We start from the raw sequence: 25,541 nt of genomic DNA on the forward strand, positions 1-25,541 counted from the left end.
CGGTAATATTAGCTGACCGTTAAAAGCAAAAATGTGCATTATTATTTATATTTGTAACAGATAAAATTGTAAATAACATGAGCACAACAGTTGATACAGGATTTGCACCAGTTACTTTTTCGGAAGGAGCAACCAAAGAGTTATATAAATTAAGAGATCAGCAGGAAATTGGTGAAGATTACGGTTTACGCGTTGGCGTGGAAGGTGGCGGTTGCGCAGGCATGAACTACATTCTGGGTTTCGATCAGAAAAAAGATGGCGATCAGGAATTTTTTATAGACGGTATTAAGGTTTTTATGAACAAGGCCCACCAAATGTACCTGATGGGAATGATGATTGACTGGCAGGATGGATTAAACTCGCGCGGTTTTACCTTCATTAACCCTAATGCTACCAGCACTTGCGGCTGTGGCACGAGTTTCTCGGCATAAATAAAATATATTGTAACATATAATATAGTCCCGATGTCTAAACACCGGGACTTTTTTTATTTTTACCCATAGTGGTTGAAGGCAAAAGGTGTAGGGTATAAGGATTAACCCCATATTCATACTTAATACCCGATACTTGACTTGATACTTATTATAAATGAATTACAGAGAAAACATCAGACTGGCATTAGAATCTATTAAAGGTAACCGCTTGCGCACCATGCTTACCGCCTTGATTATTGCCATTGGTTTAATGGCTTTAGTTGGGATTTTAACCACACTTGATGCTGTAAAGAAAAGTATGACTGATGCTTTTAGTAGCATGGGTGCCAATTCATTTACCATCCGTAACCGTGGTACAGGTATCAGAATCGGTAATGGCAAAAGGCCCAAACCTTTTAAAGCTATCCGTTACGAAGATGCGGTAAAATTTAAAGACAGCTTAAATACACCAGCCAAAGTAGCTGTAAGTGTATTTGCAAGCGGTGGTTCTACTGTTAAATATGGCAGTTTAAAAACCAATCCTAATATTAATGTACAGGGAATTGACGAAAATGGCCTCGCCTCGCAAGGTTTAAACCTATCACAGGGAAGAAATTTTAGTGTTTCTGAAATTCAATTGGGTAGCAACGTATGTATTGTAGGTGGCGAGGTAGTAGAAAAACTTTTTAAAGATGCTGATCCGCTTGATAAACTCATTAATGTAGGCAACAACCGTCTTAAAATTGTTGGCATATTGGAGAAAAAAGGATCGAGTATGGGTTTTAGCGGCGACAGGGCTGTTTATGTTCCATTGGTAAAAGCGAAACAGATTAATGCAAACGCCAACCCATCTTACACCATTACCGTGATGGTGCCCAGCAATGAAATGCAGGAGAACATTATCGGAGAATCAACAGCATTGTTTAGAAATATTCGTAAGGTAAAGGTTAACGAAACCAATAACTTCGAAATTACCAAGAGTGATGCCATTGCACAAACGCTTTTCGAAAACCTGGCTTTTGTGGCCATTGGTGGTGTAGCCATTGGTATTATTACACTTATTGGTGCTTCAATTGGTTTAATGAACATTATGTTGGTTTCGGTTACAGAGCGTACGCGCGAAATCGGAATCCGTAAGGCTATCGGCGCCAATCCACAGGTAATACGCCGTCAGTTTTTAATCGAAGCTGTAGTAATTTGCCTGATGGGCGGTGTGCTGGGTATATTTTTAGGCATTGTACTCGGAAATATCATATCGCTGGCCATGGGTGGCGCATTCCTTATTCCGTGGTTATTTATTATCGGGGGTTTCGTACTATGCGTATTGGTTGGAATCCTTTCAGGCTATTATCCTGCTAAAAAAGCATCGAAATTAGATCCTGTTGAAGCGCTGAGATATGAATAGAGGGTTAACCGGTTAATATAATTGCAATATGAGACTTAGAAAGCTCTGGCTTCCAGCGCTTAGACACTAGAACAGTTAGAAGATTGAAATACAGTTAACCGATTCAAGCAGTTAAACAATCCTAAAGCGAGGCATTCCCCAACTGGTGCTGACTTAGCAAATTTTCGATAAAAGGTGTGCTTAAGCTATCTTCTAATGCGGCGGCATGCTTTAAGTGGTGCATATCGCTACCCATAAAATCGACAAGGTGGTTTTCGACCATTTCTTCGGCTACTTTTTTTGCGCCAGCACCGTAATAGCCGGTCAAGGCAATGGTATTTAACTGTAGCAGGCAGCCCGTTTCTCTAATCTGTTGATAATTTTCGAAAGTCTGGTGGTAATAGGGATACCTTTCGGGATGGGCCAAAACAGGTTTATAGCCAGCATCCTGAATCATCTTTATAAAATCGAGCAGGTTTTGTGGCGCATTGATATAAGATAGTTCGAAAAGCAGGTAATCGGCCCCAAAAGTTAATACCTCTTTCTGCCTGATTTTTTTCTCCAGGGTCTCATCCAGATAATATTCGGCCGCGGCCTGAACCTCCAGATCTATCTCAGCTTCTTTTAATCCCTTTCTTAACACATCAAGACCACGGTTAATGGTATCGGGCGTATTGCGGTAATAATCGGCCATGATATGCGGTGTGGCAATCAGTTTATGGTAGCCCAGGGCCTTAAACTTTTTGGCCAGCAGTAAAGAATCTTTTATAGTTTGTGCACCATCATCAATACCTGGGATAATGTGCGAGTGCATATCGGTCCCAATATTTGAGAAATTAAATTCGGGTGCTATTTTTTTCTTTTTAAATAATCCGAACATAATGGTAGATCATGATTTTAACTTATTTCCCTTGGCAGATTACTTGCCTCGGCTGCACCTGCAAATTTAGAGGAATAGATTTTATTGAGCAAATGATTAAAATCTTCGCTCAGGTCGAATTGGTGGTCTTCGTGAAGTTTTTTAAACTTATTTAAGGTTACCGCGGTCGTTTTCAGATAAAATGCTGTAAATAATATCATAAAATCGCGGTAACCAAAAATTGATTTCTTATAGTCGAAAGGAACGGCATTGAGGATAAACACTTTCAGTTCTACCTCCCCTAACGGATCTTTCGTAACCTTATAAAAATGATTTACGGTGGTAATCATTTTCCGGACTTTTACCAAAGCTTCTTTCGCATTCAGCTTGTGTATTTCCAAAATCTGTTCATCTACATCGGCTTTAATCTTTTCTTTCCGGTCGTTTAAATCCGTTTCATCTTCCAACAATTTATAATGAAGATGTTCGGTAAGCACTTTATCTTTTGCAACTAAACGCAGTAATAACTTGTCTTTTTCTTTAACAGGTAAACCGGTAATTGCTTCTTTAAGATCTTTGTGCTCCGATAATTTCATTTAAAAAGGGTTGGCCTTAATGTATTTTTCCCACTCCCATGCCGAGCGCATCATTTCGTTGATATCCAGACTGGCTTTCCAACCCAGTTGCGCATTCGATTTCTGTACATCGCCATAAATCTGCACAATATCACCAGCTCTTCTTGGGCCAATTTTATAATCCAGTTTTTCGCCATTTACTTTTTCAAAAGCAGTAATGATTTCTAAAACCGAAGAACCGGTACCGGTACCGATATTGAAAACATCGTAGTTACCATTTGGGTTTCCTGCTTCTAAAAGTTTAATAGCAGCAACGTGCGCTTTGGCCAAATCTACTACGTGGATATAATCGCGGATCGCAGAACCATCAGGAGTATTGTAATCATCGCCATGAACCGTAATCGGGCCACGTTTACCAATAGCCGATTGGGTGATAAAAGGAACCAGGTTTGCCGGAACACCGTTTGGCAACTCGCCAATTAAAGCTGTTTCATGCGCTCCAACCGGGTTAAAGTAACGCAAAGCGATGATATTTAAATCAGGTGTTACCGCAGCAGTTTCAGCTAAAATTTCTTCAGCAATCTGTTTGGTGTTACCATAAGGCGATTCTGCTTTTTGTACAGGTGCTGCTTCGGTTACTGGTAAGCTTTCTGGCTGACCATAAACGGTACATGAAGAAGAGAACACGAAATTAATTTTTCTGTTGAATGAGATTAACAGGTTAATTAATCCGTAAAAGTTGTTTTTATAATATTTTAAGGGTTGCTCAACCGATTCGCCTACTGCTTTTGAAGCTGCGAAGTGGATAATTCCATCAATGTCGGTATGGTTTTCTGCAAATTCCTGTACAGCTTTGTCATCCTGAAGGTCGATTTCGTGAAAATCGAACCATTTGCCAGTAATTGCATGAAGCTGGGTTAAAATTTTAATGTTCGAGTTAGAAAGGTTATCAACAATTACAACTTCGTATCCTGCGTTGTGTAATTCTACTGCTGTGTGCGAACCTATGTATCCTGTTCCACCAGTAACTAATATTTTTGCCATTTTAACGGTTAAATGTGGTAAAATCTTTATGTTCTATCTTTTCCAAAGCCTCTGGAGGCAATGATTTAAAATATTCGTATGTAATTTTTAATCCTTCAGCACGATCTATCTTCGGCTCCCAGCCTAATATCTCTCTTGCTTTGGTAATATCCGGCCTGCGTTGTTTTGGATCATCCTGAGGAAGTTCCCTGTACACGATTTTTTGTGAGGTACCAGTAAGTTTGATAATCTCTTCGCAGAACTGTTTAATGGTAATTTCATCCGGGTTACCAATGTTTACCGGCTGGGCGTAATCACTCATCAGTAAACGGTAAATTCCTTCGATCAAATCATCAACATAACAGAAAGAGCGGGTCTGGCTTCCATCCCCAAAGATAGTTAAATCTTCGCCCCTTAACGCCTGCCCGATAAAAGCTGGTAAAACACGGCCATCGTTTAAGCGCATTCTTGGGCCATAAGTATTGAAGATTCTTACAATCCGGGTTTCTACACCGTGAAAGGTATGATAGGCCATGGTAATGGCTTCCTGAAAACGCTTGGCTTCATCGTAAACGCCGCGTGGGCCAACGGGATTTACGTTACCCCAATATTCTTCTGGCTGTGGATTTACATTCGGGTCTCCATACACTTCAGAAGTTGAAGCGATAAGCATCCTTGCGCTTTTATTTCGGGCCAAGCCCAACAGGTTGTGCGTACCTAACGACCCCACTTTAAGGGTCTGGATCGGGATTTTGAGGTAATCGATCGGACTTGCCGGTGAAGCGAAGTGCAAGATGTAGTGAAGCTTACCCGGAATATGTACAAACTTGGAAACATCGTGGTTGTAAAACTCAAAATTTTCGAGTTTAAACAAATGCTCAATATTTGCCATGTCGCCCGTAATCAGGTTATCCATTCCGATAACATGAAAACCCTCTTTCACAAAGCGATCACAAAGGTGCGAACCTAAAAATCCGGCTGCACCTGTAATCAAAATTCTTTTTCGACCCATTTTAATCTATTAGTTTTCTACCTATGCTATTATAATAATAGCCAAGATCGATCATTTTTTGCAAATCATACAAATTTCGACCGTCGAAAACCACTTTATTTTTCAAAATACTCTCAATTTTATCAAAATCGGGGTTACGGAAAACCGACCATTCTGTTGCAATTAACAGTGCTTCAGCACCTTCCAATGCTTCGTACTGGTTTTTGGCATAATTAATCTTATCGCCTAAAATATTTTTTACATTACCCATTGCTTCCGGATCAAATACGGTAACGGTAGCACCATTCTTAACCAGCTCATCGATAATATACAAAGCAGGTGCCTCGCGGATATCGTCGGTTTCAGGTTTAAACGCCAGCCCCCAAAGTGCAAAATGTTTACCTTTAATGTCGCCTTTGTAATATTTTAATACTTTATCTACCAAGATTGTTTTTTGCTTCTCGTTAACCTCCATTACCGATTTCAAAATCTGGAAATTATAGGCATAATCATCAGAAGATTTAACCAAGGCCTGTACATCTTTGGGGAAACATGAACCGCCGTAACCCACACCAGGAAAAAGGAAACGTTTTCCGATACGGTCGTCTGATCCGATACCGCGTCTTACGGCATCAACATCTGCACCTACCAGCTCGCATAAGTTTGCAATTTCGTTCATGAACGTAATTTTGGTGGCCAAAAACGAGTTTGCTGCGTATTTGGTCAGCTCAGAAGAACGCTCATCCATAAACAGGATCGGGTTTCCCTGACGTACATAAGGCGCATATACCTCGGTCATCAGTTTTTTGGCTCTTTCGCTTTTGGTACCCAAAACCACACGGTCTGGTTTCATAAAGTCATCAACAGCCACACCTTCTCTTAAAAACTCAGGGTTAGAAACCACATCCACCTCAATTGAAGTATTTTCGGTAAAAACAGCTTTTACTTTATCGGCTGTACCCACTGGTACTGTTGATTTATTTACGATTACTTTATACTCCGTAATGAGCTTCGAAACGTCTTTAGCTGCGCCTAAAATGTAAGAAAGATCGGCAGCACCATCTCCACCCGGAGGCGTTGGCAAGGCCATAAAAATAATCTGCGCATCTTTCACTGCTTCAGCAAGATTGGTAGTAAAAGTTAATCTTTCCTGCTCAATATTTCTATGGAACAGAAGGTCTAAACCAGGCTCATAAATAGGCACTTCGCCCGCCTGCATCTGTTTAACCTTTGCTTCATTAATGTCAACACAAATAACATCATTTCCTGTTTCTGCTAAACAGGTTCCGGTAACTAAACCTACGTATCCTGTACCAATAACGGCTATTTTCATTTAGAGTATAATTTATTTTTGTCTGTAACGAAACGATCCTGAATCATCTAATTGCCTTGATTTATAGACCAAATCCCAATGGTTTCGTATATTATTAAGCTTTTTAAATATATTCCTTTTATCTTGGCACGAAGATATGAAATTACACTAATGCTTTTGCTTTACATAATCGGAATTCGGGTTTACATTTTACTTATAAGGATCTTTTCAATATTTAATCCTAAGGCAAGGCTGTTTATAAAAGGGCGTAAAAACGTCTATACACAAATTGCTCAGCGCATTAATCCTCAGGATAAACATGTGTGGTTCCATTTTGCTTCGTTAGGCGAATTTGAACAAGGCCGGCCGGTTTTAGAAAAACTGAAAACACTTTATCCTTCCAAAAAAATTGTAGTTACTTTTTTTTCGCCATCGGGATACGAAATCAGAAAAAATTATGCTTTAGCGGATGTTTTTTACCTGCCAATTGACAGCAATAAGAATGCGAAACGCTTTATCGAAAGTATCAACCCTGAGATGGCCATTTTTACCAAATATGAATTCTGGCATTTTTATTTTAAGGTGCTTAAAGATCGTGACATTCCTTTATATGTAATATCGGGCATTTTTAGAGATAATCAGACTTTTTTCAAATGGTATGGTGGTTTTTACCGCAACATACTTAAAGCAGTAACCTACTTTTTTGTTCAGAATGAAGAAAGTGAAAACCTGCTAAAATCAATTGGCTTAAACAATGTAACCATCAATGGCGATACCCGTTTCGATCGTGTTTATGAAAATGCACAAACACCTAAACAACTGCATTTGATTGAAAAGTTTATTGATGGCAAACCAACTTTGATTTGCGGAAGCACCTGGCCTGAAGACGAAAAGTTATTGGCTACATTGCCTGCCAAATACCCCGACTGGAAATTTATTATTGCACCACACGAAATTCATAGCGGCCACATTGAAAGTATTGAAAAACAGTTTCCGGTTGGCAGTTTGCGGTTTTCAGTTTTAAGTGCGCAATTGGAAGCCAACAATTCTCAAATCTCAAATCTCAAATCTCAAGTCTTAATAATCGATAACATTGGTATGCTTTCTGCTTTGTACCAGTACGGTAAAGTGGCTTATATAGGTGGTGGTTTTGGCGCCGGTATACACAATACCTTAGAAGCTGCCGCTTTTGGTTTGCCTGTAATTTTCGGACCTAAATATGATAAATTCCAGGAAGCTAAAGATTTAATTACCATTGGCGCAGCTAAAAGTATATCATCTACAGAAGAGCTAATTGATGCTTTTAATATCTTTGCAGGCAATCAGCATGCGACCGACTTAGCCAGAGCATACGTGGCCGGCAAGAAAGGGGCAACAGATCAGATTATTTCGATAATTACGAAATGAGCTTAGCCTGAGCGATTTCTTCGACAACTGCCTGAATAGACTGATCGATAGAGATCGTAAGTATATCATGCTCGTCATTTTGTGGCTCCTCCAGTGTATCAAACTGGCTCTTCAGTAAGCTTGAGGGCATGTACTGATGCGAACGTTTCATAATCCGATCGTGGATTAAATCAAAACCTCCTTTTAAATACACAAAGCTGATGCTCGGATTATCAATCCGCAGCAGTTCGCGGTAGGCTTTTTTTAATGCAGAACAGGCTATAATGCATGATGTGCAGTGCGCTACATGCTCGCGGCCAACTTTGGCAATCAGCTGAAGCCAATCCAAACGATCTTCGTCGGTTAATGGAATGCCAGCAGCCATCTTATCCACATTGCGCTGCGAGTGGAGATTATCACCATCAATAAACTCAGCGTTTATCCGCGGTGCAAGCGCTTTCCCAATAACGGTTTTACCACTTCCCGAAACCCCCATTAAAATGATAAAACCTGCCATTTTTAATTATTTAATCATTCCGGCAAGTGCCTCAATAAACACCGGACTATCGTTTAAGCTTTCTACCAACTGAACATGCTCGCCGCCTAACTCCCTAAACTCTTCGTGGTATTCTACCGTAATTTCGTAAAGCGTTTCCAGGCAATCGGCCACAAAAGCCGGACTAAAAACCAGCAAACGCTTTTTACCTTCTGCGGCTAATTTTTTAAGTACATCGGTAGTGTAAGGTTGTACCCAGGGTTCTTTACCTAAACGCGACTGAAAACAAACGGTATATTTTTCTTCTGGCAGGTTTAATTCACTGGCAATTAGCCTGGCGGTATGGTGCCCTTGTGCTGAATAGCAAAACTTATTAGTATCATTTAATGTTTGGCAACAATCACTACTTTTTAAGCAATAACTGCCGGTATGGTCGCACTTCAGTAATTGACGTTCGGGTAAACCATGGAAACTGAACAACACATGATCGTAAGTCTCTATCTGATGTTTTCTTGCATTTTCCGCAAAAACCTTTATCATTAATTCGTTATCATGGAAAGAGTTAACAAAGGAAATTGGCGGAACAGTTGGCCATTTACTCACCAGTTCCATAACCAGCTGCATTACCGAACCAGTACTGGCCGATGCATACTGCGGAAACATCGGAATAACCTGAATACTTTCTACCAAACCCAATTTCAGTTTATCGAGTACTGATGCAATAGAAGGATTTTGATAGCGCATGGCTAGCTCTACCTGGTACTCGTCGCCTAATCTTTCTTGCAGCATTTTAGCCTGCAATTTACTGTAATACAAAAGTGGCGAACCGTTTTCATTCCATATTTCGCGGTATAATTTAGCAGTTTTAGGGCTACGGAAAGGAACAATTATCCCTTTAACCAAAAGAGTACGGTTTAATTTAGGAATATCAATTACCCTTTCATCCATCAGAAACTGATCAAGATATTTTTTGACATCGGCTGTTGCCGCACTATCGGGTGTTCCTAAATTTACCAGTAAAATTCCCTTTTTGCTCATTGATATTAAAATATGTTATTTGCGCAAATATCGCGTATTTATTGTTTTTAACCTATGTTAAAAAGTGATGAAAAACATTTTTTCGTCAATAGAAAATAATATTAACCGCAATTTATTCCTTAGTTGTTTAACTGCAACATGATCTACTCAAGGATGAACCCTGATGATGCAGAAAAATGGTTTTGCAAAGAAACCCGGCTGCAGGAAGCAAAAATCCATAATGAGTATCAGAAACCTTCGTGCAATATGCAGCAATAAATCATTATAAAACAGGAAAATTTACTTTGAGGCGGATGCACTGACAAACACAGACACCGCGGAGATGCATTATTTTGCCTTATACAACTGCCACCAGGGCATAGCTGGTCTTTGGTGATGTTCTAAATGATAGCCAAAAAAGTAACAGGTAATGAAAGCGATAAAATGGTTCTTCTTTAGTGTAGTAGAATGATATTCGTTATCGTGCTCACCTTTATGCGGCAAATAAGTACCAAAATAAAATAACTGAAAGGTGCTTAAAAGGGATGGTAGTACCCAGAATAACAACAGGTTTTTTTCCGACGCCCATATTTTCAAAATGTTGTAGGTAACGGCCATAATTACCAGTTGTATTACCGTTACATAATTTAGCATAAACCTGAAATACCACTTCCAAAAACCATGTGGAGCAAAATCAGGATCGTTAGCGGTATGTACATGATTGTGATGCTGATGGTGTTTGGTATATAAGCTGTTATAGAAAAAGCCTGCATACAAAAACACAGCAAGGAAACCGAAAAGATTGTTTACTTTTCTATTGTTTGAAATTGTACCATGCATGGCATCGTGCGCGGTAATAAATAAACCCGTGTATAAATGCATTTGGACTAAAACCATCAAATAAACAAGTGGGTTGCTCCAGGAGAAATGCCAGGTAAGCAAGCAATAAAGCGATATAAACCAGCAGGAAATAACCAGAGTTGCAACACCTAAACCAATCCACGATTTTTTATTGTCCATGGTTTAAAATAATTATCGATTGTGATTCTTCAAACTACAAAGCCAACTCATTGGTTTTAATAACTTTGATTTTAAAGTTAGTTGGTGTCATCTCGTCCCAAATCCAATTGTAATACTCAATCACTTTATTTGCACTTAAATGTGGTCTATCTGCAGTAGTATGAGCATCTCCAACAACTGTTACATTGTAATCTTTAGCAATAGCCGATTTTACCGTAGAATCGACACAAAAATCAGTCGCACAACCTGTTATAAATAATTCGGAAATATTGTGTTTGGAAAGAGTATCCTCTAGCTGTGTATTATAAAAAGCATCATTAGCTGATTTTGAAACCACATAATCAGTATCGCATTTGATTAATTCAGGTAAAAGCTTCCAATCTGGAGAGTTGGGCAAAAAATTATTTTCCTTAGTGCCATTATGTTGGACAAAAATTACTTTATCCTCATTAATTCTGAAATAATCCGATAATTTATTAATTCGCTCAATTACACCTTTGGTATCATGTCGCAAATCATAGGGTTTAAAGCTACCAATCTGCATATCTATTATTAATAATGCTCTCATTTAAATAACAAATATTAACTGATAGATTTTATAGTTAGTATTTTTCTAAAGCAGCTTTTACATCCTCCATCAACCACATTGGCGTAGAGGTTGCACCACATATACCTACTTTATCATTTTCGGCAAACCAGGTCTGTTCCAATTCTTCAACATTAGAAATGAAGTAAGCATTTTCATTGTACTTCTTACATACATCGTAAAGCACTTTCCCGTTAGATGACTTTTTACCAGAAACAAAAACAATCTTATTGTAATGACTCACAAAATCTTCCAACTCCTGATACCGGTTAGATACTTGCCTGCAAATGGTATCGTTGGCCTTAACATCGTAGCCACGACTCAACAATTCGTCTTTAATGTGGTAAAATTTATCGGTGCTTTTAGTGGTTTGACTATACAAAGTAAACTTTTCCGGAAGCTCCACATTATCGAGTTCGGCTAAATCCTGAAAAACAATGGCTTTACCATCAGTTTGCCCCTGCAAACCAATTACCTCTGCATGGCCGTGTTTACCAAAAATAAGCACTTGTTCTTCATCATCGTGCGAGTTTTTAATCCTATTCTGCAACTTTAAAACCACCGGACAAGATGCATCAATCAAAGTGAGGTTATTTTCTAATGCCAGCTGATAAGTTGAGGGGGCTTCGCCATGTGCCCTGATTAAAACCTTCTCATCACGCAAATCTTTTAAAATTTCGTGATCGATGATTTTCAGTCCGCGTTTAGTTAAGCGCTCAACCTCTTCATCATTGTGTACAATGTCTCCCAAACAGTATAAATAACCTTCGTTATCTAAAATATCTTCTGCCATTTCTATTGCATACACTACACCAAAACAAAAGCCTGATGATTTATCGATGTTAACCTGTAAGTTGTAACCCATTGCAATACAAAATTAAGCAAAAATATTTGTTCCGGTTGTCATGTATAAGACAACAAAAAAGATAAACTGTGCCACAAACATCGCAGTACCTAAATATTTCTGTTGCTTTAAGCCCAACGCATAGTAAAACTTTAATAAAATAACCGAAACGATAAACCAGGCTACATAATTCTGAACCGGTATTTCGTGCCAGTCCCATTGCCAATAGTTAAATTTCATAGCTACAGGTTCTAAAAAATAATCGAAAATCACCAACACCAACGCACCTGTAACAGAAGCAAGTATACTGTTTCTAATCTTTATTGCTTTCATCATCTGCCCTACACTAAAAATCAGGATTACCCAGTTTACCCCCATAAGTAAGGGTACTGCAGCAATTTTGTAACCCAGTGTAGGTCCGTAATAATAACTCCCGAATATTTTACCCGTGTGTACGCCCAAAACCTCAACCATAAAACCGCAAAGAAAAACTCCTGATACAAATAGCAACAAGCGTTTAACATCGGCATTATAAGCAAAAACAATTACGGCAAACATCAGCAATAAATGGAAAGGAACGAGCTTAAGGAAATACGGTTGAGCCACAGGAATTAAAAAACCGAGCAAACCAACCAAATGAAAAATGATAATTACAACAACTGCAACTCTTTTAACCTTTAAATCGCTTTGATCGTTCTGCCCTTCCATGTGCCTGTTTTAAAAATATGCTTTTTTATAGAAATCAATGAAATAATCAAGAAGAACAACATCTGAAAGGGATGCAAAATCAAATTTATCAAAACATTCTGTCCGGATAAATAGGAAATCATTATTCTACTTAAAATTATTAAAGTTAATGGTAATACCAGTAAAGTAATGTTAAAGTTTAAGATTAAAATTACCGGGCCAATAGTTACCAAAAGCTGGTAAAGTAATAAGATTAAGATGTTATTACCAAAACCTGCAAGTAAATTTTTACTAAAACCGACTATACTTTCATTCAGTCCTTTGTACATCCTGCAATAGATCAGGCTATTGGCTAAAAGTGCTTCGGCATTAAATTTTTCCAGTTTAACGCGTTTCATAATTTCTACATCTTCAACCACCTGATTTTTCACCCGTTCGTGCCACTGGTTTTCGTTATAGTTATGGGCATTAAAAAACATACATTGACCGCTGGCTGCAGCAAATGCCGGATTTTTTGAAAGTTTAACCAGACGCAGAGGCAGCAGATTTAATAAGATGAAATGCATCAACGGAACAGTTAACCGTTCACCAATTGATAACATTATCTGATTGGTAAAAACACTTAATAAAGCCAGATTTCCTATTTCCATACGGGCAATTAAGCTGTTAATTAGTCCGCGCTTAATGGTTTCATCAGCATCAATAAACAAGAGGTATTTTCCGGTAGCCATTTCGGCAAGCTGATGGCAGGCAAAGTTTTTCCCCAGCCAATCTGCTGGGAGTTCTTTCCCTTTAACTACCCTAAAATTTGGGTTAAGTGTACAAAACGCTTCTACCAGTGCAAAAGTATTGTCGCTACTACCGTCATCTAAAACAATTACTTCATAATGAATATAGTCCTGCTCCTGAATGGAAGTTAACAGGTCAATTATATTCTCCGCTTCGTTGCGTGCCGGAATCAAAATGGAAACCTTATCCTGATAATGTTTAATTACCCTTGATAATTTAGGATTAGATAGGAAATTAAAGACAGTAACCGAAAACCTGATGACCAGAAAAATTAGTACTGCGTAAATAAAAATCGTCATTCAGTAATCTGTGTTTGTTTAATAACTGATTGATCGTAATGTTTATTGTACGCACTTTTTAATAACTGCAAACTCACGTATTCTTCTGTTTCCCAATTTTGAAGATAAGCATAAGCCCTTGCCTTTCTTTTCGAAAAATAATCGACAAAGGTAGCAACAAAAATAATACTCATCTTTTTCTGACTGGCATTAATCATTTGCATAACCCCTTTTTCAAAGCTGATATTCTTTAAATGATTAGAATACAATTTCCCCTGCGGAAAAACGAGTACCAGATTATTTTCACCGTCTAAAAGTTTACCTGCATAGCTCAGTGTATCTAAAACATCTTTACCCTTGCCCTCCGCAGCAAAAGCTCCCAAATATTTCAAAAAGCCAATTTTATTGTAGTTCTCGGCATTAACCAATACATGAAATTGCTTTTTAAATAGCTTTTTATTGAGATAAAAAATAAAGAATCCATCCCACCAGCTGAAATGATTGGCCAGAATAAGGATTGAAGCATTGGGTTTGGTTTCAATTCCATCGAAATGGAAGGCTGAGAAATCTTTTTTAATGATAAACTGAATGTACCAGGAGAAAAAGCTAAAAATCAGATTATTTTTCCTAGGTTGATACATTTCGGGAAATTGCAAAAATTTGGGCTCAAATGCAAATATGGTTTATTTAATAGAGCTATAATTCGACGATGAAAAATAATCCATTATACATCTTCAATCTTACCTATATCCTAGCTCAAATACACCCGGTCTTCTTCCCCCTCAACATCCATCACTACATCTACATGCTCTTTCAAAATGGTTGCCAGTTCAAGGCCAACAAAATCGGTTGCAATCGGGAATATTTTATGGCTTCGATCAACTAAAACCACGGTGCGAATTTTTTTATGGGGGGTATTTAAGAAAACACCTAAGCCATAAGCCAGAGTTTTACCGCTGTTCAGTACATCATCTACAATAATGATCACCTTGTTTTTCCAATGGCTTTCATCCAAATCAGTAGAGGCTACCAGTTTACTACTCTCCTTTTGAAGATCGATGCGCAACAAAGTTATTTTAAAGCCGGAGATTTTTTTAAGTACTTTTTCTAACCTTAAAGCCAGCTTGTAGCCACGATCCCAAATTCCAGCAAGTACAATTTCCTTTTCGTTCAGGTTATCTTCTAAAATCTGATAAGCGATACGATCTATCTTTTGCTGAATTTGTTTCTTATTTAGGATAAGTAATTGTGATGCGGCCATTGTATAAAAGGTTGAATACAAAAAGAACGATTTTAAGCATGAAATTCAAACTATTTGAAAAATAATTTCGATTGGCTGCAACGTTTTGGCTCCAACTGCGTCTTATTAATACCAAAAACAAAATCCCAGGCTGTCATTACCATAAAACCAGGTTTGATGGCTTTAAAAATCATTTAACAAAGAGCACTATGAAAACCCTTACCAAATCTGCAACCATATTATTTGTGATTGTGAGCAGCTATATGGCTAAAGCACAGGAAACCAAAAATGTTGCCGTAAAAAACTTTAACAGCATTGGCATTAGCAGCGGAATAGATTTATACCTTACCCAAGGTGGAAATGAAGGTGTAAGCATCCAGTCGGACAGCGAAACCCTGAAAAACATTGTAGTAGAGCAAAACGGAGCCAACGTAAACATCAAGTTTAAAGATGGCATTAATTGGGGTGGCCTGTTTAAAAACCGCGTAATTAAAGCTTATGTAACTTATAAAAGCCTCAATGCAATTGCCGCATCAGGCGGTTCGGATGTGGTTACCCAAAATCAATTAAAAACAGATAAACTTGCCATCCGTTCATCAGGTGGTTCAGACCTGAAACTGGATGTAGTTTGTAACGATTTATCGATCCAATCGAGCGGTGGTAGCGATATCGATTTAAAAGGTAAAGCTGAAAACATGACCATTCAATCAAGCGGTGGCAGTGATATTGATGCTTACGGTTTTATTACCAACTATGCCAAAGTGCAGGCATCGGGCGGTTCGGATGTAGCTATTTACGTGAATAAAGGTTTAGAAGCATCAGCAAGTGGCGGTGGCGATGTGCATTATAAAGGAAGCGCATCACTGAAGAAAACATCAAGCTCTAAAAGCGGAGATGTAAGACACGTGAATTAAAAAATTTTAGTTTAGTTTAATGATAACTCGCTGCTTTGTGGATACAAAGCAGCGTTTGTTTTTTTAAGGTGATTGCACAGATTACAGGATTACACAGATGGGTAATTGCAATTTTTGTTATTCTATATTTATCCCCAGACTACAGGGGACTCAGACTATCTTTTCTTGTACGGATAATAAATGAAGTTTGCGCCTTCAGGAACAATCACGAATACGCACATAAAATCTTCTGGTTTTTTATAAACCTTTAAAAACGGTTCTTTTTTTTCTTTGCTAATGATGCCTTTTTCTACAAACTCTTCTAAGGTAGAAGCCTGGATGGTCCAATTAGTGTTGAGTTCTTCTTTATTTAAAATCAATTCACCAATATTAACTTCATGCTGGTGGGCAATAAAAATTGGGTGAGCAGAAATTCCTTCAACCATAATTTCTATTGCTACTTCTTTAATTGCATCCGCGTAAAGTTCCAGGTCTTTTTCTAAACTTACCAGCGGACTTTCCTGCTTTTTTTGAGGCGCTCCACCATCTTCGGGTGTTGCACTTAACAATTCTTCTCTATCCATACCTACTAATTATCGAATTTTGAATGGTTGAATGAATGTTGGAGGCAACTTAATTCATTCAACCCACGCTCATTCAATTATTCTATCATTCTTTTATTTCAATCTTAACAATACAACATTCTCTACATGCTGCGTGTGTGGGAACATATCTACTGGCTTAATACGCGCCACATCGTATTTTTCATTTAACAATTCAAGGTCTCTGGCCTGTGTTGCAGCATTACAGCTCACATAAACAATTTTTTCGGCCTCCATTTCCAACAAGCGCTGCACTACATCGGCATGCATACCGGCTCTTGGCGGATCGGTAATTACCACATCAGGCTTACCATGGCTTGCAATAAACTCTGCGGTAAGGATATCTTTCATATCTCCGGCATAAAAGATTGTGTTATCAATTCCGTTTAACTCCGAATTGAATTTAGCATCTTCAATAGCTGTTGGCACGTACTCTACCCCTACCACCTGCTTTACATTTTTGGCCACAAAATTGGCAATGGTTCCAGCACCGGTATATAAATCGTACACTAGCTCGTCGCCTTTAAATTCTGCAAAATCCCGGGTAATTTTATACAATTCGAAAGCTTGCTCAGAATTGGTTTGATAAAAAGATTTTACTCCGATTTTAAAGCGGATGCCGTCCATCTCTTCAAAAATATGATCGCGGCCTGCAAATACCACCACATCCTGATCGAAAATGGTATCGTTTTTCTTTTGGTTAACAATATATAACAACGAGGTAATCTGCGGAAATTTAGCTTTAAGGAAATTCATCAAACCATCTACCTGTTCCTGTTCAGGATAAGCAAACACTACGGCTACCATTACCTCACCAGTAGAAGAAGTACGGATAATGAGGTTACGCAGTACACCTTCATGATTACGCAGATCGTAAAATGATAATCTGTTATCCAAGGCATATTTACGTACGGCATTTCTGATAGTGTTTGAAGGTTCGGCCTGCAAATAGCAATGCTCTATATCTAAAATCTTATCAAAGCGCAACGGCACGTGAAAACCAAGGGCATTCATATCAAAATCTTCATCGCGTTCTACATCGGTTTTTTCTAACCAGCGTTTGTTCGAAAAAGTAAACTCCAATTTATTGCGGTAATAGCGGTCTTTTGCCGAGCCTAAAATAGGCTCAGTATGCGAAGTATCTATTTTACCAAGGCGCTGCAAGGCAGCCTCTACATTTTTCTGTTTAAATTTCAACTGAGATTCGTAGCCCATGTGTTGCCATTTGCAACCGCCACAAGTACCAAAATGAGCGCAAAACGGATCGGTACGTAAATCAGATTTTTCATGGAGTTGCTCAATTATCGCCTCAGCGAAATTCTTTTTCTTTTTTGTTAAGCGCACATCCACCACATCGCCGGGAACTGCTTTATCAACAAAAATCACCAATTCATCGGCTTTACCAACACCTTTTCCCTCTTCGGCAATATCGATTATTTGTACGTTTGGAACTATAGTTACCGTACCAGGTTTTCTTCTACTCATTATTTTGCAAAGATAAGGCTAAAAGCTGAAAGAGGAAAGTCCAAAGGTTAAAGAGCTAAACTGAAAGCTAAAGTTGGAATGAGTATAAATAGTTGGAAAGAAAGATCGGGCAATATTTTTCCGCTCAGTTTATAATAACTGATTCAGCATATTTTTGATATTAGAAACTATTTTCCAAAAAATTTAAATGCGGCTCCCCAGAAACCATCCAGCCAATTAAATTTCAGGTCAAATTTTTCATCTACCTGTACAGAAAATTCGAGTATTTCTTTGCTCATGATAAAAAACCTTTCAACTTTAACAATAATACAAAATTCAGACCGAAAACCAAAACAGTATAGTTTAAGTTTTTGTTAATTTTACATCAAAAGGTTAAACCTTGTATTTATTCTTCCTTCAACTTCTCATCTGCTGATTTTCAATTCTTTATTTGATAATCAGATATAATTCCGTAACTTAAAGTATCATTCACATAAAAATGGAGGTTCGTTATGAACGTTATCCGTAAAATTGAACATTGGGGCGATGTTCATCATTCGAAATGGCTGGATTATCTTCGCATTGTCCTTGGCCTTGTTATTTTTGGAAAAGGTGTTTCTTTTGTTAGCGACACTTCTGTGCTCCAAAACATGATTACACAAAACAACATTTTTGGTTTCTCCAGTATGTTAATCAGCATGGCCATACATGTGGTAGCATTTGCTCACCTGGTTGGCGGTGTTTTAATTACACTGGGCCTGGTAACCCGCTTTGCTGTGGTCATCCAGATTCCGATTCTGCTGTTTGCTGTATTTTTCGTTAATCTTACTCCAGGTTTCTCTTCTCCTAACTCAGAACTATGGTTCTCGGTACTGGTTTTATTCCTACTCATTATGTTTTGGGTGGTAGGCTCGGGACCATTATCGGCTGACGCGGAAATGAAACGCAAAACTGGTAAGCGCTACGCTTAAGTTAGCTTAAATATTCTTAGTATCTTTCGCTTTTATAAACGCTTATGAAAACGAAGATACTTTTTACACTGCTTTTTGCGGGACTGGCTACTTACGCACAAAACTCAACAGATGAATATTTTAAACTAACCCGTACTGGTTTCAACGCACAAAATGCTTACGAAACAACTGCTTTTGTAGAAAAGTACTTTCGTGTGCCCGGTAATACAGGGTTCAATGCGAGCATTCATCAGGTAGAAAGTATATTGAAAAAAGCAGGTTTTGTGGCCCAGCAACAAAACGAATTTGAAACACCTTTAACTTATCGCATCGAAAAACGGGCGATGAAAAACAATACCTGGGAGCCTGTTGATGCCAGCATTGCAATTGTTGGCGAAGAAAAGCCTTTGATTTCTTTTGAAACCAACCGCAATATGATTCCAATCAATTGCAGTTCAACTCCAGCCGGCGGCGTTACTGCTCAGGTGGTTTATCTGGACAAAGCAAATACCGCTGACCTTGAAAAAATGGATCTGAAAGGGAAAATCCTTTTTTCAGAAGGCCACCCTTCACGCTTGCTTCAGGCCGCAGCTAAAGCAGGGGCAATTGGAGTACTGGGGTATGCTATGCCTAAATACACGCAACCCGAAGTCCACCAAACCTCCATTCAGTTTGGCAGTATGAAAGCGAATAGTGAAGTATGGACATTACTTTTATCCTATGCTGCCAAAGAAAAATTAAAGGCCGCTTGTTTAAAAGGAGTAACACAGTTAAAAGTAAATATCCAGACCAAAATTTATCCATCAGAAGAATTAACCATTGTAGCCAATGTGAGAGGAAGTATTAGTCCCGATGAACGCTTTGTTTTTAGCGCACACGTACAAGAACCCGGAGCCAATGATAATGCCAGTGGCGTGGGCACTTTAGCCGAAATGGCCCGCTTAACAGCTGAATTGTACCGAACAAAAAAAATAAACCCTAAGCGCAGTTTAACTTTTTTGTGGGGCGATGAGATTGTTTCGACCCGAAGATACATTACTGAAGACACTACCCGCGCAAAGGGCATTATGTGGGGAATGAGTCTGGATATGGTTGGTGAAAACACCAAAAAGACAGGCGGCTCTTTCTTAATAGAAAAAATGCCCGATCCATCGGCCATCTGGACCAGAGGCACTGATAAACATACCGAATGGGGAGCAGGCGACGTCGCCGAAAAAGATCTTTTTCCGCATTATTTTAACGATTTCATTTTCGATATCTGTAAAACGCAGGGAAAATTTGCCAATTGGACCGTGAATTACAATCCGTTTGAGGGTGGAAGTGACCACACTCCATTTTTGCAGAATAAAATCCCCGGTTTGTTAATGTGGCACTTTACAGATGTTTTTTACCACACTGATAACGACAGGATTGATAAAGTTTCACCAACGGAAATGAAAAATGTAGGCATAAGCGGTTTAACTGCAGCCTACACCTTAATTTCTGCTGATGAAAATACGGCCACAGCTACGGTTACTCAGGTTAAAGCTGATGCTTTGATTCGCCTAAAAACAGAATTCGATTTGAGTAAAAAGGCAGTAGCCACAGGTAAACCCATAGCTGAAGAAAAGCATATTATTGAAGTTTGGAGCAAGTGGTACACTGATGCGCTCGCTACAATCAATAAAATGGCGGTAAAACCACAAACGACAAGAGTAGGTTCGGCAATTAAATTTGCAACAGGCGAGATTGAAAAACAGACGAAGGTATATTTAGAGGAGTTGAAATAGATTAATGTCTAAACCAAAAGCAATCGTTATCGGTGCCGGAATTGCGGGAATTGCATCAGCTATCCGCCTAAGTGTAAAAGGATACGAGGTAAGTGTTTTTGAAGCTGGCTCAGAACCTGGTGGTAAACTGGCAGAGATCAGCATGAGTGGCTTTAGATTTGATGCTGGCCCCAGCCTGTTTACCATGCCGCAATATGTGGATGAACTTTTCCAACTTGCTGGCAAGAACCCAAACGATTATTTTGAATACATCCGGTTAAAAGAAATTTGCCGTTACTTTTACGAAGACGGATTAAGGTTGACTGCAAAGGCTGATTTGAATACATTTGCACAAGAAATTGAAGCAAAAACTCAATCTACCGCATCGGAAGTTGAAAAATTCTTAAAAACAAGCGCTACCATTTATGATGTAACCCACAAAGTGTTTTTAGAACGAACCCTGCACAAATTGAAAAGTTACCTCCATTGGGATACGCTAAAATCAGTTTTCAGGTTTGGACAAATTGATGCTTTCAGAACGCAGCAAAAGGCCAACAACAAATTCTTTAAGGATCATCGTATAGCACAACTCTTTAACCGCTATGCTACCTACAATGGTTCCGACCCGTATCAAGCTCCCGCAACTTTAAACGTGATTCCACATTTCGAGTATCATTTTGGAGCCTTTCTCCCTAAAAATGGGATGTATGGTATTGTAAGTGGTCTAGTTAAACTGGCAGAAGAACTGGGTGTTCAATTTCATTACAACCAAAAGGCAGAAGAAATCCTGCATTCGGGTAGCCGTAAACCGAAAATAAAAGGGATAATGGTTAAGGATAAAATCCACCCTGCTGACCTAGTGGTCTCCAATCTGGATATCTGGTTCACCTATAAAAACCTGCTTAAAGGCATACTACACCCGAAAAAACTACTCAACCAGGAACGCAGTAGCTCCGCTTTAATTTTTTATTGGGGCATGAACGGCAATTACAACGATTTGGGCTTACACAATATCTTGTTTGCTGCAGATTACCAAAAAGAATTTAATGCCATCTGGAAGAATAAAACCATTAGCTGCGACCCAACGGTTTACATCAACATCAGCAGTAAACACCTTCATACTGATGCCCCTTTAGATAGCGAAAATTGGTTTGTCATGATTAATGTCCCTGCGAATAATGGCCAAGACTGGGATCAACTTATACAGGAAGCAAAAGCCAATATCATCCAAAAAATCAGCCGTATTTTAAACCGGAACATTGAGAAAGATATTATTTGCGAACAGGTTTTAGATCCCCGGAGCATTGAAAGCAAAACTGGTTCTTATCAGGGTTCATTGTACGGGAATAGCTCAAACAATCAATTTGCTGCTTTTCTCAGACACCCTAATTTCAGTTCGAAGGTTAAAAATCTATTCTTTTGCGGTGGTAGTGTTCATCCCGGCGGAGGGATCCCCCTGGCTTTGCTATCGGCTAAAATTGTGAGTGATTGTGTTGATTAAAGTAGTATCAATTAAAGCAGTATCAAGTATTTAGTAGTAAGTATTATTTATGGATAAGTAGCAAGATGGGTTAAACCTTGGCTAGTAACGCCGCTTCCAGTTTTTCGCCATCCAGATCAAAGGCGTCAACAATTAATTTTGCCTGGGTATAAAATGGATCGCGTTCCTGAAGTTTTTCTTTTATAAACACTAAAAGCTGTTCGTCATCTAAATCTTTAATTAAAGGTCGTTTCTGGCGGTTGTGCAATCGCGATACCAATGCAGCGGGTTCCATTTGCAGATAAACGGTTTCGCCGTGCGCATTCATCCAGTCCATATTATCGAAGAAACAGGGTAAACCACCACCTGTGGCTACCACGCAGGTTTCCGGATAATCGAAAGTTTTAAGCAGCTCACTTTCATAATCCCTAAAGCCACTTTCGCCAAACTCACCGAAATATTCGGCAATTGTTTTTCCTGTTTTGGCAACAATTTCAGCATCCAGATCAATTACCGGACAATTTAAACGGTGCGCCAGTTGCTTGGCTTTGGTACTTTTACCACATCCCATGTATCCTACCAAAAAAAAGATCCCGGAAAGAGATGTTACATTTCCACTGTTTATATCGTTCGTATTACTCATGCTATATTTATTTCTTCATTACGCCAGTTTCACTCTCGGGTCGATATAGGCGTACAAAATATCGACCAATATATTAATTGCAACGAAAACAAAGGCAATAAATAATATCGATCCCATTACTACCGGGAAATCTGACATTTCTAATGCCGTTACCGTTGTTCTGCCCAGTCCGTTGTAGCCAAAAATATATTCTACAAAAAAAGAACCGGCAAGTAAAGAAGCAAACCAGCCAGAAATAGCGGTTATTACCGGATTTAAGGCATTTTTTAAGGCGTGCTTGTAAATAATTTTGTTCCTGCTTAAGCCCTTTGCCCTTGCTGTTCTGATGTAATCCTGTGCCAGTACATCGAGCATAGCACTTCGGGTAAGCTGCACAATAATGGCCAGCGGCCTCAAGCCCAATGTAATCATAGGTAGCCATAAATTTCTCAAGGTAAGCACTTCCCCGTTAAAAGGATCGTAAGAATATAAACTCCCACTCATTTTCAAACCAGTGTAATTGCTCAGCACAAAACCAAAAAGCCAGGCGATAATAATCCCCGCAAAAAACGAAGGGGCCGAAATACCCAAAATTGCAAATGCATTGGCTGATTTATCAATCCACGAATCTTTATAAACTGCCGACAGCACTCCTAAAAACACACCTATCAGCGTAGCAAAAATCATTGCTGTAAGCGCCAGTATAAAGGTATTGGGAACGGTTTCAGCCAAAATTGCAGTTACATCGCGCCTGGTTTGGTATGAACTGCGCAAATAAGGCCATTTAACCACCAAAGCCTTTTTATTAAAGCTGATTAATTTCGAGTAATGATATTTCTGCTGCGTGGTACTATCGTTACCGAGCACACTAAGCGGCGATAAATCATTCAGGTATAAAACAAACTGAACGGGTTTTGAGCGGTCTAAACCAAACTCTTTACGTACCGCTTCGAGCGATTGTACATCAGCCCGCTGCCCCATCGTCATTCGGGCAGGATCGCCGGGCAGGATATTAAAAAGCACAAAAACAACGAGTATAACGCCGGCCATTACCAGCAATCCGTACATCAGTTTTTTTAGTGCATAGCCAATCATGTTTATTTATCGAAGTATTTCCGGCTCAATTGGTCAAAAGTTGGCACATTGTGGTAATGCCATTTATTGATAACCACTCCGTTTTTCAACAACAAAACACCCGGATTAGCCCTTACCATACTTTTCAGCGGTACTGCATCAGCATAAAAAACTTCCGAAAACAGGTTATTCTTTTTGATAAATACTTCTGCATCCTGTGCTGAATTGGAGGTTAACAAAACCGTACGAATGTTGAATTGTTGTGTGGCATTTATCGCGATGGCATTTAATTTACCAATTGCACTTTCGTTCGTATTCTTCAAATCGTAAGCCACAAAAATCAAACTGTAATAAGGGTTTTCAATCAATTCTTTAGTATAATCGGTTCCCGAAGCATCGGTAATTACTAAATCTTTGATTTTAGGCTCATAACCTTTCTTTACCAGCCTTTTCGTAGGCTCACCAATAATTTCCCAATTGTTATCTTTCCAGATTTCGGTTTTGAGATAAGCTTTATCACTCATATCCTGCTCTGCATTGGTTTTCTTATTTTTAAGGTGGTACATGATTTCGAACTCATCTGGCTTCTCTCCCGGAGGGATGACCATTAATGAAGGAATATGCGCACCAACTTTATAAGGCAAGAAATCGATAACAGGCAACACATTGTAGGTATATAAGCCAAAGCCTAAAGAAACTACCGTTACCGCTAAAGCGATATTGCGCTGAGTGGCTTCCTTTTTAAATAAAGGTTGAATTAATTCCTTTTTCGCGAAAATGATCATGATCAACACCAGCAAAATCAGATCTTTGGTAAACGATTGCCAAGGGGTAAGCGGAATGGCATCGCCAAAACAACCGCAGCTTGTTACTACTTTAAATGCGGCAGAAATAAAGGTTAACAGGGTGAAGAAAATGATTAACAACAATAATCCCCAGACTACTTTTTTGCTCCAGAAACCCAGCAGCAACAAGGCGCCTAAAACAATTTCGAGAGTACACAATAAAATGGCTATACCGGTAGCCATTCCGTTGAGGAAACCCATGTGAAAAACTTCGAAATACTCCTGCAATTTATAGCCAAAACCAAGCGGATCGTTGGCTTTGATTAAGCCAGAAAATATAAATAAAGCGCCAACAAAAAATCTGGAGAATCTTAAAAGTACGTTTTGCATCGGTATAATCTGTTTTTCAGTCGTTTTATAATATTTAAATGGCTATTTCGTGGCAAAAATTTATTTAACACTCAGTTTAATCAGGGCGAAAACCGAGTAGTTCAGCATGTCCTGGTAATTTGCCTTTACGCCTTCGGATGCCAGGGTTTGTCCTTCGTTATCTTCGATTTGTTTTACCCTGAAAATTTTCATCAAAATCAGATCGGTAAGCGAGCTGATACGCATATCACGCCAAGCCTCACCATAATCGTGGTTTTTGGCAAACATTAAATCCCTGGTTTCAGTAATTTTTTCTTCAAACAAATTTTCAACCGTTTCGAAAGGCATTTCGTTCGGATCGTTATCTGTAAGTTCGAGCTGCATCATGGCAATAACACAATAGTTAACAATCCCAATGTATTCGGATATGACACCCTCTCCCACTTTGCTCACTTTTTTTTCTTCTAAAGTACGAATGCGCTGAGCTTTGATAAAAATCTGATCGGTGATCGAACTTGGTCTTAATATGCGCCAGGCCGTGCCGTAATCTTTCGTTTTCTTTAAAAATAATGATCTGCAAACTGCAATCACCTCATCAAATTCTGTAGCCGTATTTGTTTGTGCCAAAGCCAATATTTATTTAGTTTTTAGTGT

28 protein-coding genes are annotated in these 25,541 nt (G+C 38.8%); 7 read left to right on the forward strand and 21 right to left on the reverse strand.

Annotated features, from left to right (window positions below; translation table 11 throughout):
* The first annotated feature begins 77 nt into the window (after window positions 1–77).
* On the forward strand, window positions 78–431 hold the full coding sequence (locus DBR40_RS17565) for a HesB/IscA family protein (protein WP_124561051.1): 354 nt from the start codon (window positions 78–80) through the stop codon (window positions 429–431).
* Window positions 432–588: 157 nt separating this feature from the next.
* A complete protein-coding gene (locus tag DBR40_RS17570; protein WP_124561052.1) occupies window positions 589–1,818 on the forward strand; it encodes an ABC transporter permease in 1,230 nt (409 codons plus the stop codon).
* A 121-nt stretch (window positions 1,819–1,939) separates the two neighbouring features.
* Here the strand turns inward: DBR40_RS17570 and DBR40_RS17575 are convergent, their stop codons facing one another.
* Genes DBR40_RS17575 through DBR40_RS17595 form a run of 5 tightly spaced genes read right to left on the reverse strand, consistent with a single transcriptional unit; the run spans window position 1,940 to window position 6,578 of the window.
* Entirely contained in the window at window positions 1,940–2,677 is a 738-nt protein-coding gene (locus DBR40_RS17575) for a tyrosine-protein phosphatase (RefSeq protein ID WP_124561053.1), read from the reverse strand.
* A 17-nt stretch (window positions 2,678–2,694) separates the two neighbouring features.
* Window positions 2,695–3,252 (reverse strand): hypothetical protein, encoded by a 558-nt coding sequence (locus DBR40_RS17580; protein WP_124561054.1) that lies wholly within the window; start codon window positions 3,250–3,252, stop codon window positions 2,695–2,697.
* Window positions 3,253–4,275, reverse strand: coding sequence for a UDP-glucose 4-epimerase GalE (galE, locus tag DBR40_RS17585; protein ID WP_124561055.1), 1,023 nt, complete (start codon window positions 4,273–4,275; stop codon window positions 3,253–3,255).
* A 1-nt stretch (window position 4,276) separates the two neighbouring features.
* Window positions 4,277–5,266 (reverse strand): UDP-glucuronic acid decarboxylase family protein, encoded by a 990-nt coding sequence (locus DBR40_RS17590; RefSeq protein ID WP_124561056.1) that lies wholly within the window; start codon window positions 5,264–5,266, stop codon window positions 4,277–4,279.
* Between the two features lies 1 nt (window position 5,267).
* Window positions 5,268–6,578, reverse strand: coding sequence for a UDP-glucose dehydrogenase family protein (locus DBR40_RS17595; RefSeq protein ID WP_124561057.1), 1,311 nt, complete (start codon window positions 6,576–6,578; stop codon window positions 5,268–5,270).
* Window positions 6,579–6,728: 150 nt separating this feature from the next.
* Between DBR40_RS17595 and DBR40_RS17600 the strand changes: the two genes are divergently transcribed.
* Window positions 6,729–7,964: a 3-deoxy-D-manno-octulosonic acid transferase gene (locus tag DBR40_RS17600; protein ID WP_124561086.1), complete on the forward strand. Its 1,236-nt coding sequence runs from the start codon at window positions 6,729–6,731 to the stop codon at window positions 7,962–7,964.
* Here the strand turns inward: DBR40_RS17600 and DBR40_RS17605 are convergent.
* The 9 genes from DBR40_RS17605 to DBR40_RS17645 form a co-directional block, all read right to left on the reverse strand.
* Window positions 7,954–8,460 carry a gluconokinase gene (locus tag DBR40_RS17605; RefSeq protein ID WP_124561058.1) on the reverse strand — a complete coding sequence of 169 codons (507 nt, stop codon included), beginning with the start codon at window positions 8,458–8,460 and terminating at the stop codon, window positions 7,954–7,956. The genes DBR40_RS17600 and DBR40_RS17605 overlap by 11 nt on opposite strands.
* 6 nt (window positions 8,461–8,466) lie before the next feature.
* Window positions 8,467–9,477, reverse strand: a complete 1,011-nt coding sequence (gene hemH / locus DBR40_RS17610; RefSeq protein ID WP_124561059.1) for a ferrochelatase — start codon at window positions 9,475–9,477, stop codon at window positions 8,467–8,469.
* A 327-nt stretch (window positions 9,478–9,804) separates the two neighbouring features.
* Window positions 9,805–10,476 (reverse strand): fatty acid desaturase, encoded by a 672-nt coding sequence (locus DBR40_RS17615; RefSeq protein ID WP_124561060.1) that lies wholly within the window; start codon window positions 10,474–10,476, stop codon window positions 9,805–9,807.
* A gap of 34 nt (window positions 10,477–10,510) precedes the next feature.
* Window positions 10,511–11,044, reverse strand: coding sequence for a cysteine hydrolase family protein (locus DBR40_RS17620; RefSeq protein WP_124561061.1), 534 nt, complete (start codon window positions 11,042–11,044; stop codon window positions 10,511–10,513).
* A 34-nt stretch (window positions 11,045–11,078) separates the two neighbouring features.
* Complete coding sequence (locus tag DBR40_RS17625; protein ID WP_124561062.1) at window positions 11,079–11,927, reverse strand: 4-hydroxy-3-methylbut-2-enyl diphosphate reductase; 849 nt, start codon at window positions 11,925–11,927, stop codon at window positions 11,079–11,081.
* A 12-nt stretch (window positions 11,928–11,939) separates the two neighbouring features.
* Window positions 11,940–12,614, reverse strand: coding sequence for a carotenoid biosynthesis protein (locus DBR40_RS17630; protein WP_124561063.1), 675 nt, complete (start codon window positions 12,612–12,614; stop codon window positions 11,940–11,942).
* Window positions 12,584–13,681, reverse strand: a complete 1,098-nt coding sequence (locus DBR40_RS17635; RefSeq protein ID WP_124561064.1) for a glycosyltransferase family 2 protein — start codon at window positions 13,679–13,681, stop codon at window positions 12,584–12,586. Before DBR40_RS17635 ends, DBR40_RS17630 begins: the two co-directional genes overlap by 31 nt.
* A complete protein-coding gene (locus DBR40_RS17640) occupies window positions 13,678–14,301 on the reverse strand; it encodes a 1-acyl-sn-glycerol-3-phosphate acyltransferase (RefSeq protein ID WP_124561065.1) in 624 nt (207 codons plus the stop codon). The genes DBR40_RS17635 and DBR40_RS17640 overlap by 4 nt, the downstream gene beginning before the upstream one ends.
* A 110-nt stretch (window positions 14,302–14,411) precedes the next feature.
* The gene (locus tag DBR40_RS17645; RefSeq protein WP_124561066.1) at window positions 14,412–14,921 is read right to left on the reverse strand and encodes a phosphoribosyltransferase family protein; all 510 of its coding nucleotides are present in this window, start codon (window positions 14,919–14,921) and stop codon (window positions 14,412–14,414) included.
* A gap of 188 nt (window positions 14,922–15,109) precedes the next feature.
* Here DBR40_RS17645 and DBR40_RS17650 point away from each other — a divergent pair, with 188 nt between their 5' ends.
* Complete coding sequence (locus DBR40_RS17650) at window positions 15,110–15,814, forward strand: head GIN domain-containing protein (protein ID WP_124561067.1); 705 nt, start codon at window positions 15,110–15,112, stop codon at window positions 15,812–15,814.
* Window positions 15,815–15,969: 155 nt separating this feature from the next.
* Here the strand turns inward: DBR40_RS17650 and DBR40_RS17655 are convergent, their stop codons facing one another.
* The 3 genes from DBR40_RS17655 to DBR40_RS17665 all read right to left on the reverse strand — a co-directional run bounded on the left by DBR40_RS17655 (window position 15,970) and on the right by DBR40_RS17665 (window position 18,158).
* Window positions 15,970–16,377 carry a hypothetical protein gene (locus DBR40_RS17655; protein WP_124561068.1) on the reverse strand — a complete coding sequence of 136 codons (408 nt, stop codon included), beginning with the start codon at window positions 16,375–16,377 and terminating at the stop codon, window positions 15,970–15,972.
* Window positions 16,378–16,470: 93 nt separating this feature from the next.
* A complete protein-coding gene (rlmD, locus tag DBR40_RS17660; RefSeq protein WP_124561069.1) occupies window positions 16,471–17,880 on the reverse strand; it encodes a 23S rRNA (uracil(1939)-C(5))-methyltransferase RlmD in 1,410 nt (469 codons plus the stop codon).
* 167 nt (window positions 17,881–18,047) lie between these two features.
* Entirely contained in the window at window positions 18,048–18,158 is a 111-nt protein-coding gene (locus DBR40_RS17665; RefSeq protein WP_025145553.1) for a hypothetical protein, read from the reverse strand.
* Window positions 18,159–18,371: 213 nt separating this feature from the next.
* Here DBR40_RS17665 and DBR40_RS17670 point away from each other — a divergent pair, with 213 nt between their 5' ends.
* Genes DBR40_RS17670 through crtD form a run of 3 tightly spaced genes read left to right on the forward strand, consistent with a single transcriptional unit; the run spans window position 18,372 to window position 22,058 of the window.
* Entirely contained in the window at window positions 18,372–18,830 is a 459-nt protein-coding gene (locus DBR40_RS17670) for a DoxX family protein (protein WP_039480698.1), read from the forward strand.
* A gap of 44 nt (window positions 18,831–18,874) precedes the next feature.
* Window positions 18,875–20,578, forward strand: coding sequence for a M28 family peptidase (locus tag DBR40_RS17675; protein ID WP_124561070.1), 1,704 nt, complete (start codon window positions 18,875–18,877; stop codon window positions 20,576–20,578).
* Between the two features lie 4 nt (window positions 20,579–20,582).
* The gene (crtD, locus tag DBR40_RS17680; protein ID WP_124561071.1) at window positions 20,583–22,058 is read left to right on the forward strand and encodes a 1-hydroxycarotenoid 3,4-desaturase CrtD; all 1,476 of its coding nucleotides are present in this window, start codon (window positions 20,583–20,585) and stop codon (window positions 22,056–22,058) included.
* Window positions 22,059–22,128: 70 nt separating this feature from the next.
* Here the strand turns inward: crtD and DBR40_RS17685 are convergent, their stop codons facing one another.
* From DBR40_RS17685 to DBR40_RS17700, 4 genes are read right to left on the reverse strand one after another with little or no spacing between them, the layout of a single operon-like run.
* A complete protein-coding gene (locus tag DBR40_RS17685) occupies window positions 22,129–22,680 on the reverse strand; it encodes a shikimate kinase (RefSeq protein ID WP_124561072.1) in 552 nt (183 codons plus the stop codon).
* A gap of 18 nt (window positions 22,681–22,698) precedes the next feature.
* On the reverse strand, window positions 22,699–23,754 hold the full coding sequence (locus DBR40_RS17690) for an ABC transporter permease (RefSeq protein ID WP_124561073.1): 1,056 nt from the start codon (window positions 23,752–23,754) through the stop codon (window positions 22,699–22,701).
* 2 nt (window positions 23,755–23,756) lie between these two features.
* Window positions 23,757–24,908 (reverse strand): BT_3928 family protein, encoded by a 1,152-nt coding sequence (locus DBR40_RS17695; protein WP_124561074.1) that lies wholly within the window; start codon window positions 24,906–24,908, stop codon window positions 23,757–23,759.
* A gap of 60 nt (window positions 24,909–24,968) precedes the next feature.
* Window positions 24,969–25,514, reverse strand: a complete 546-nt coding sequence (locus tag DBR40_RS17700; RefSeq protein ID WP_124561075.1) for a DUF1599 domain-containing protein — start codon at window positions 25,512–25,514, stop codon at window positions 24,969–24,971.
* Window positions 25,515–25,541: the final 27 nt, after the last annotated feature.

The sequence above is a fragment of the Pedobacter sp. KBW01 genome, assembly GCF_003852395.1.
GTDB lineage: Bacteria > Bacteroidota > Bacteroidia > Sphingobacteriales > Sphingobacteriaceae > Pedobacter.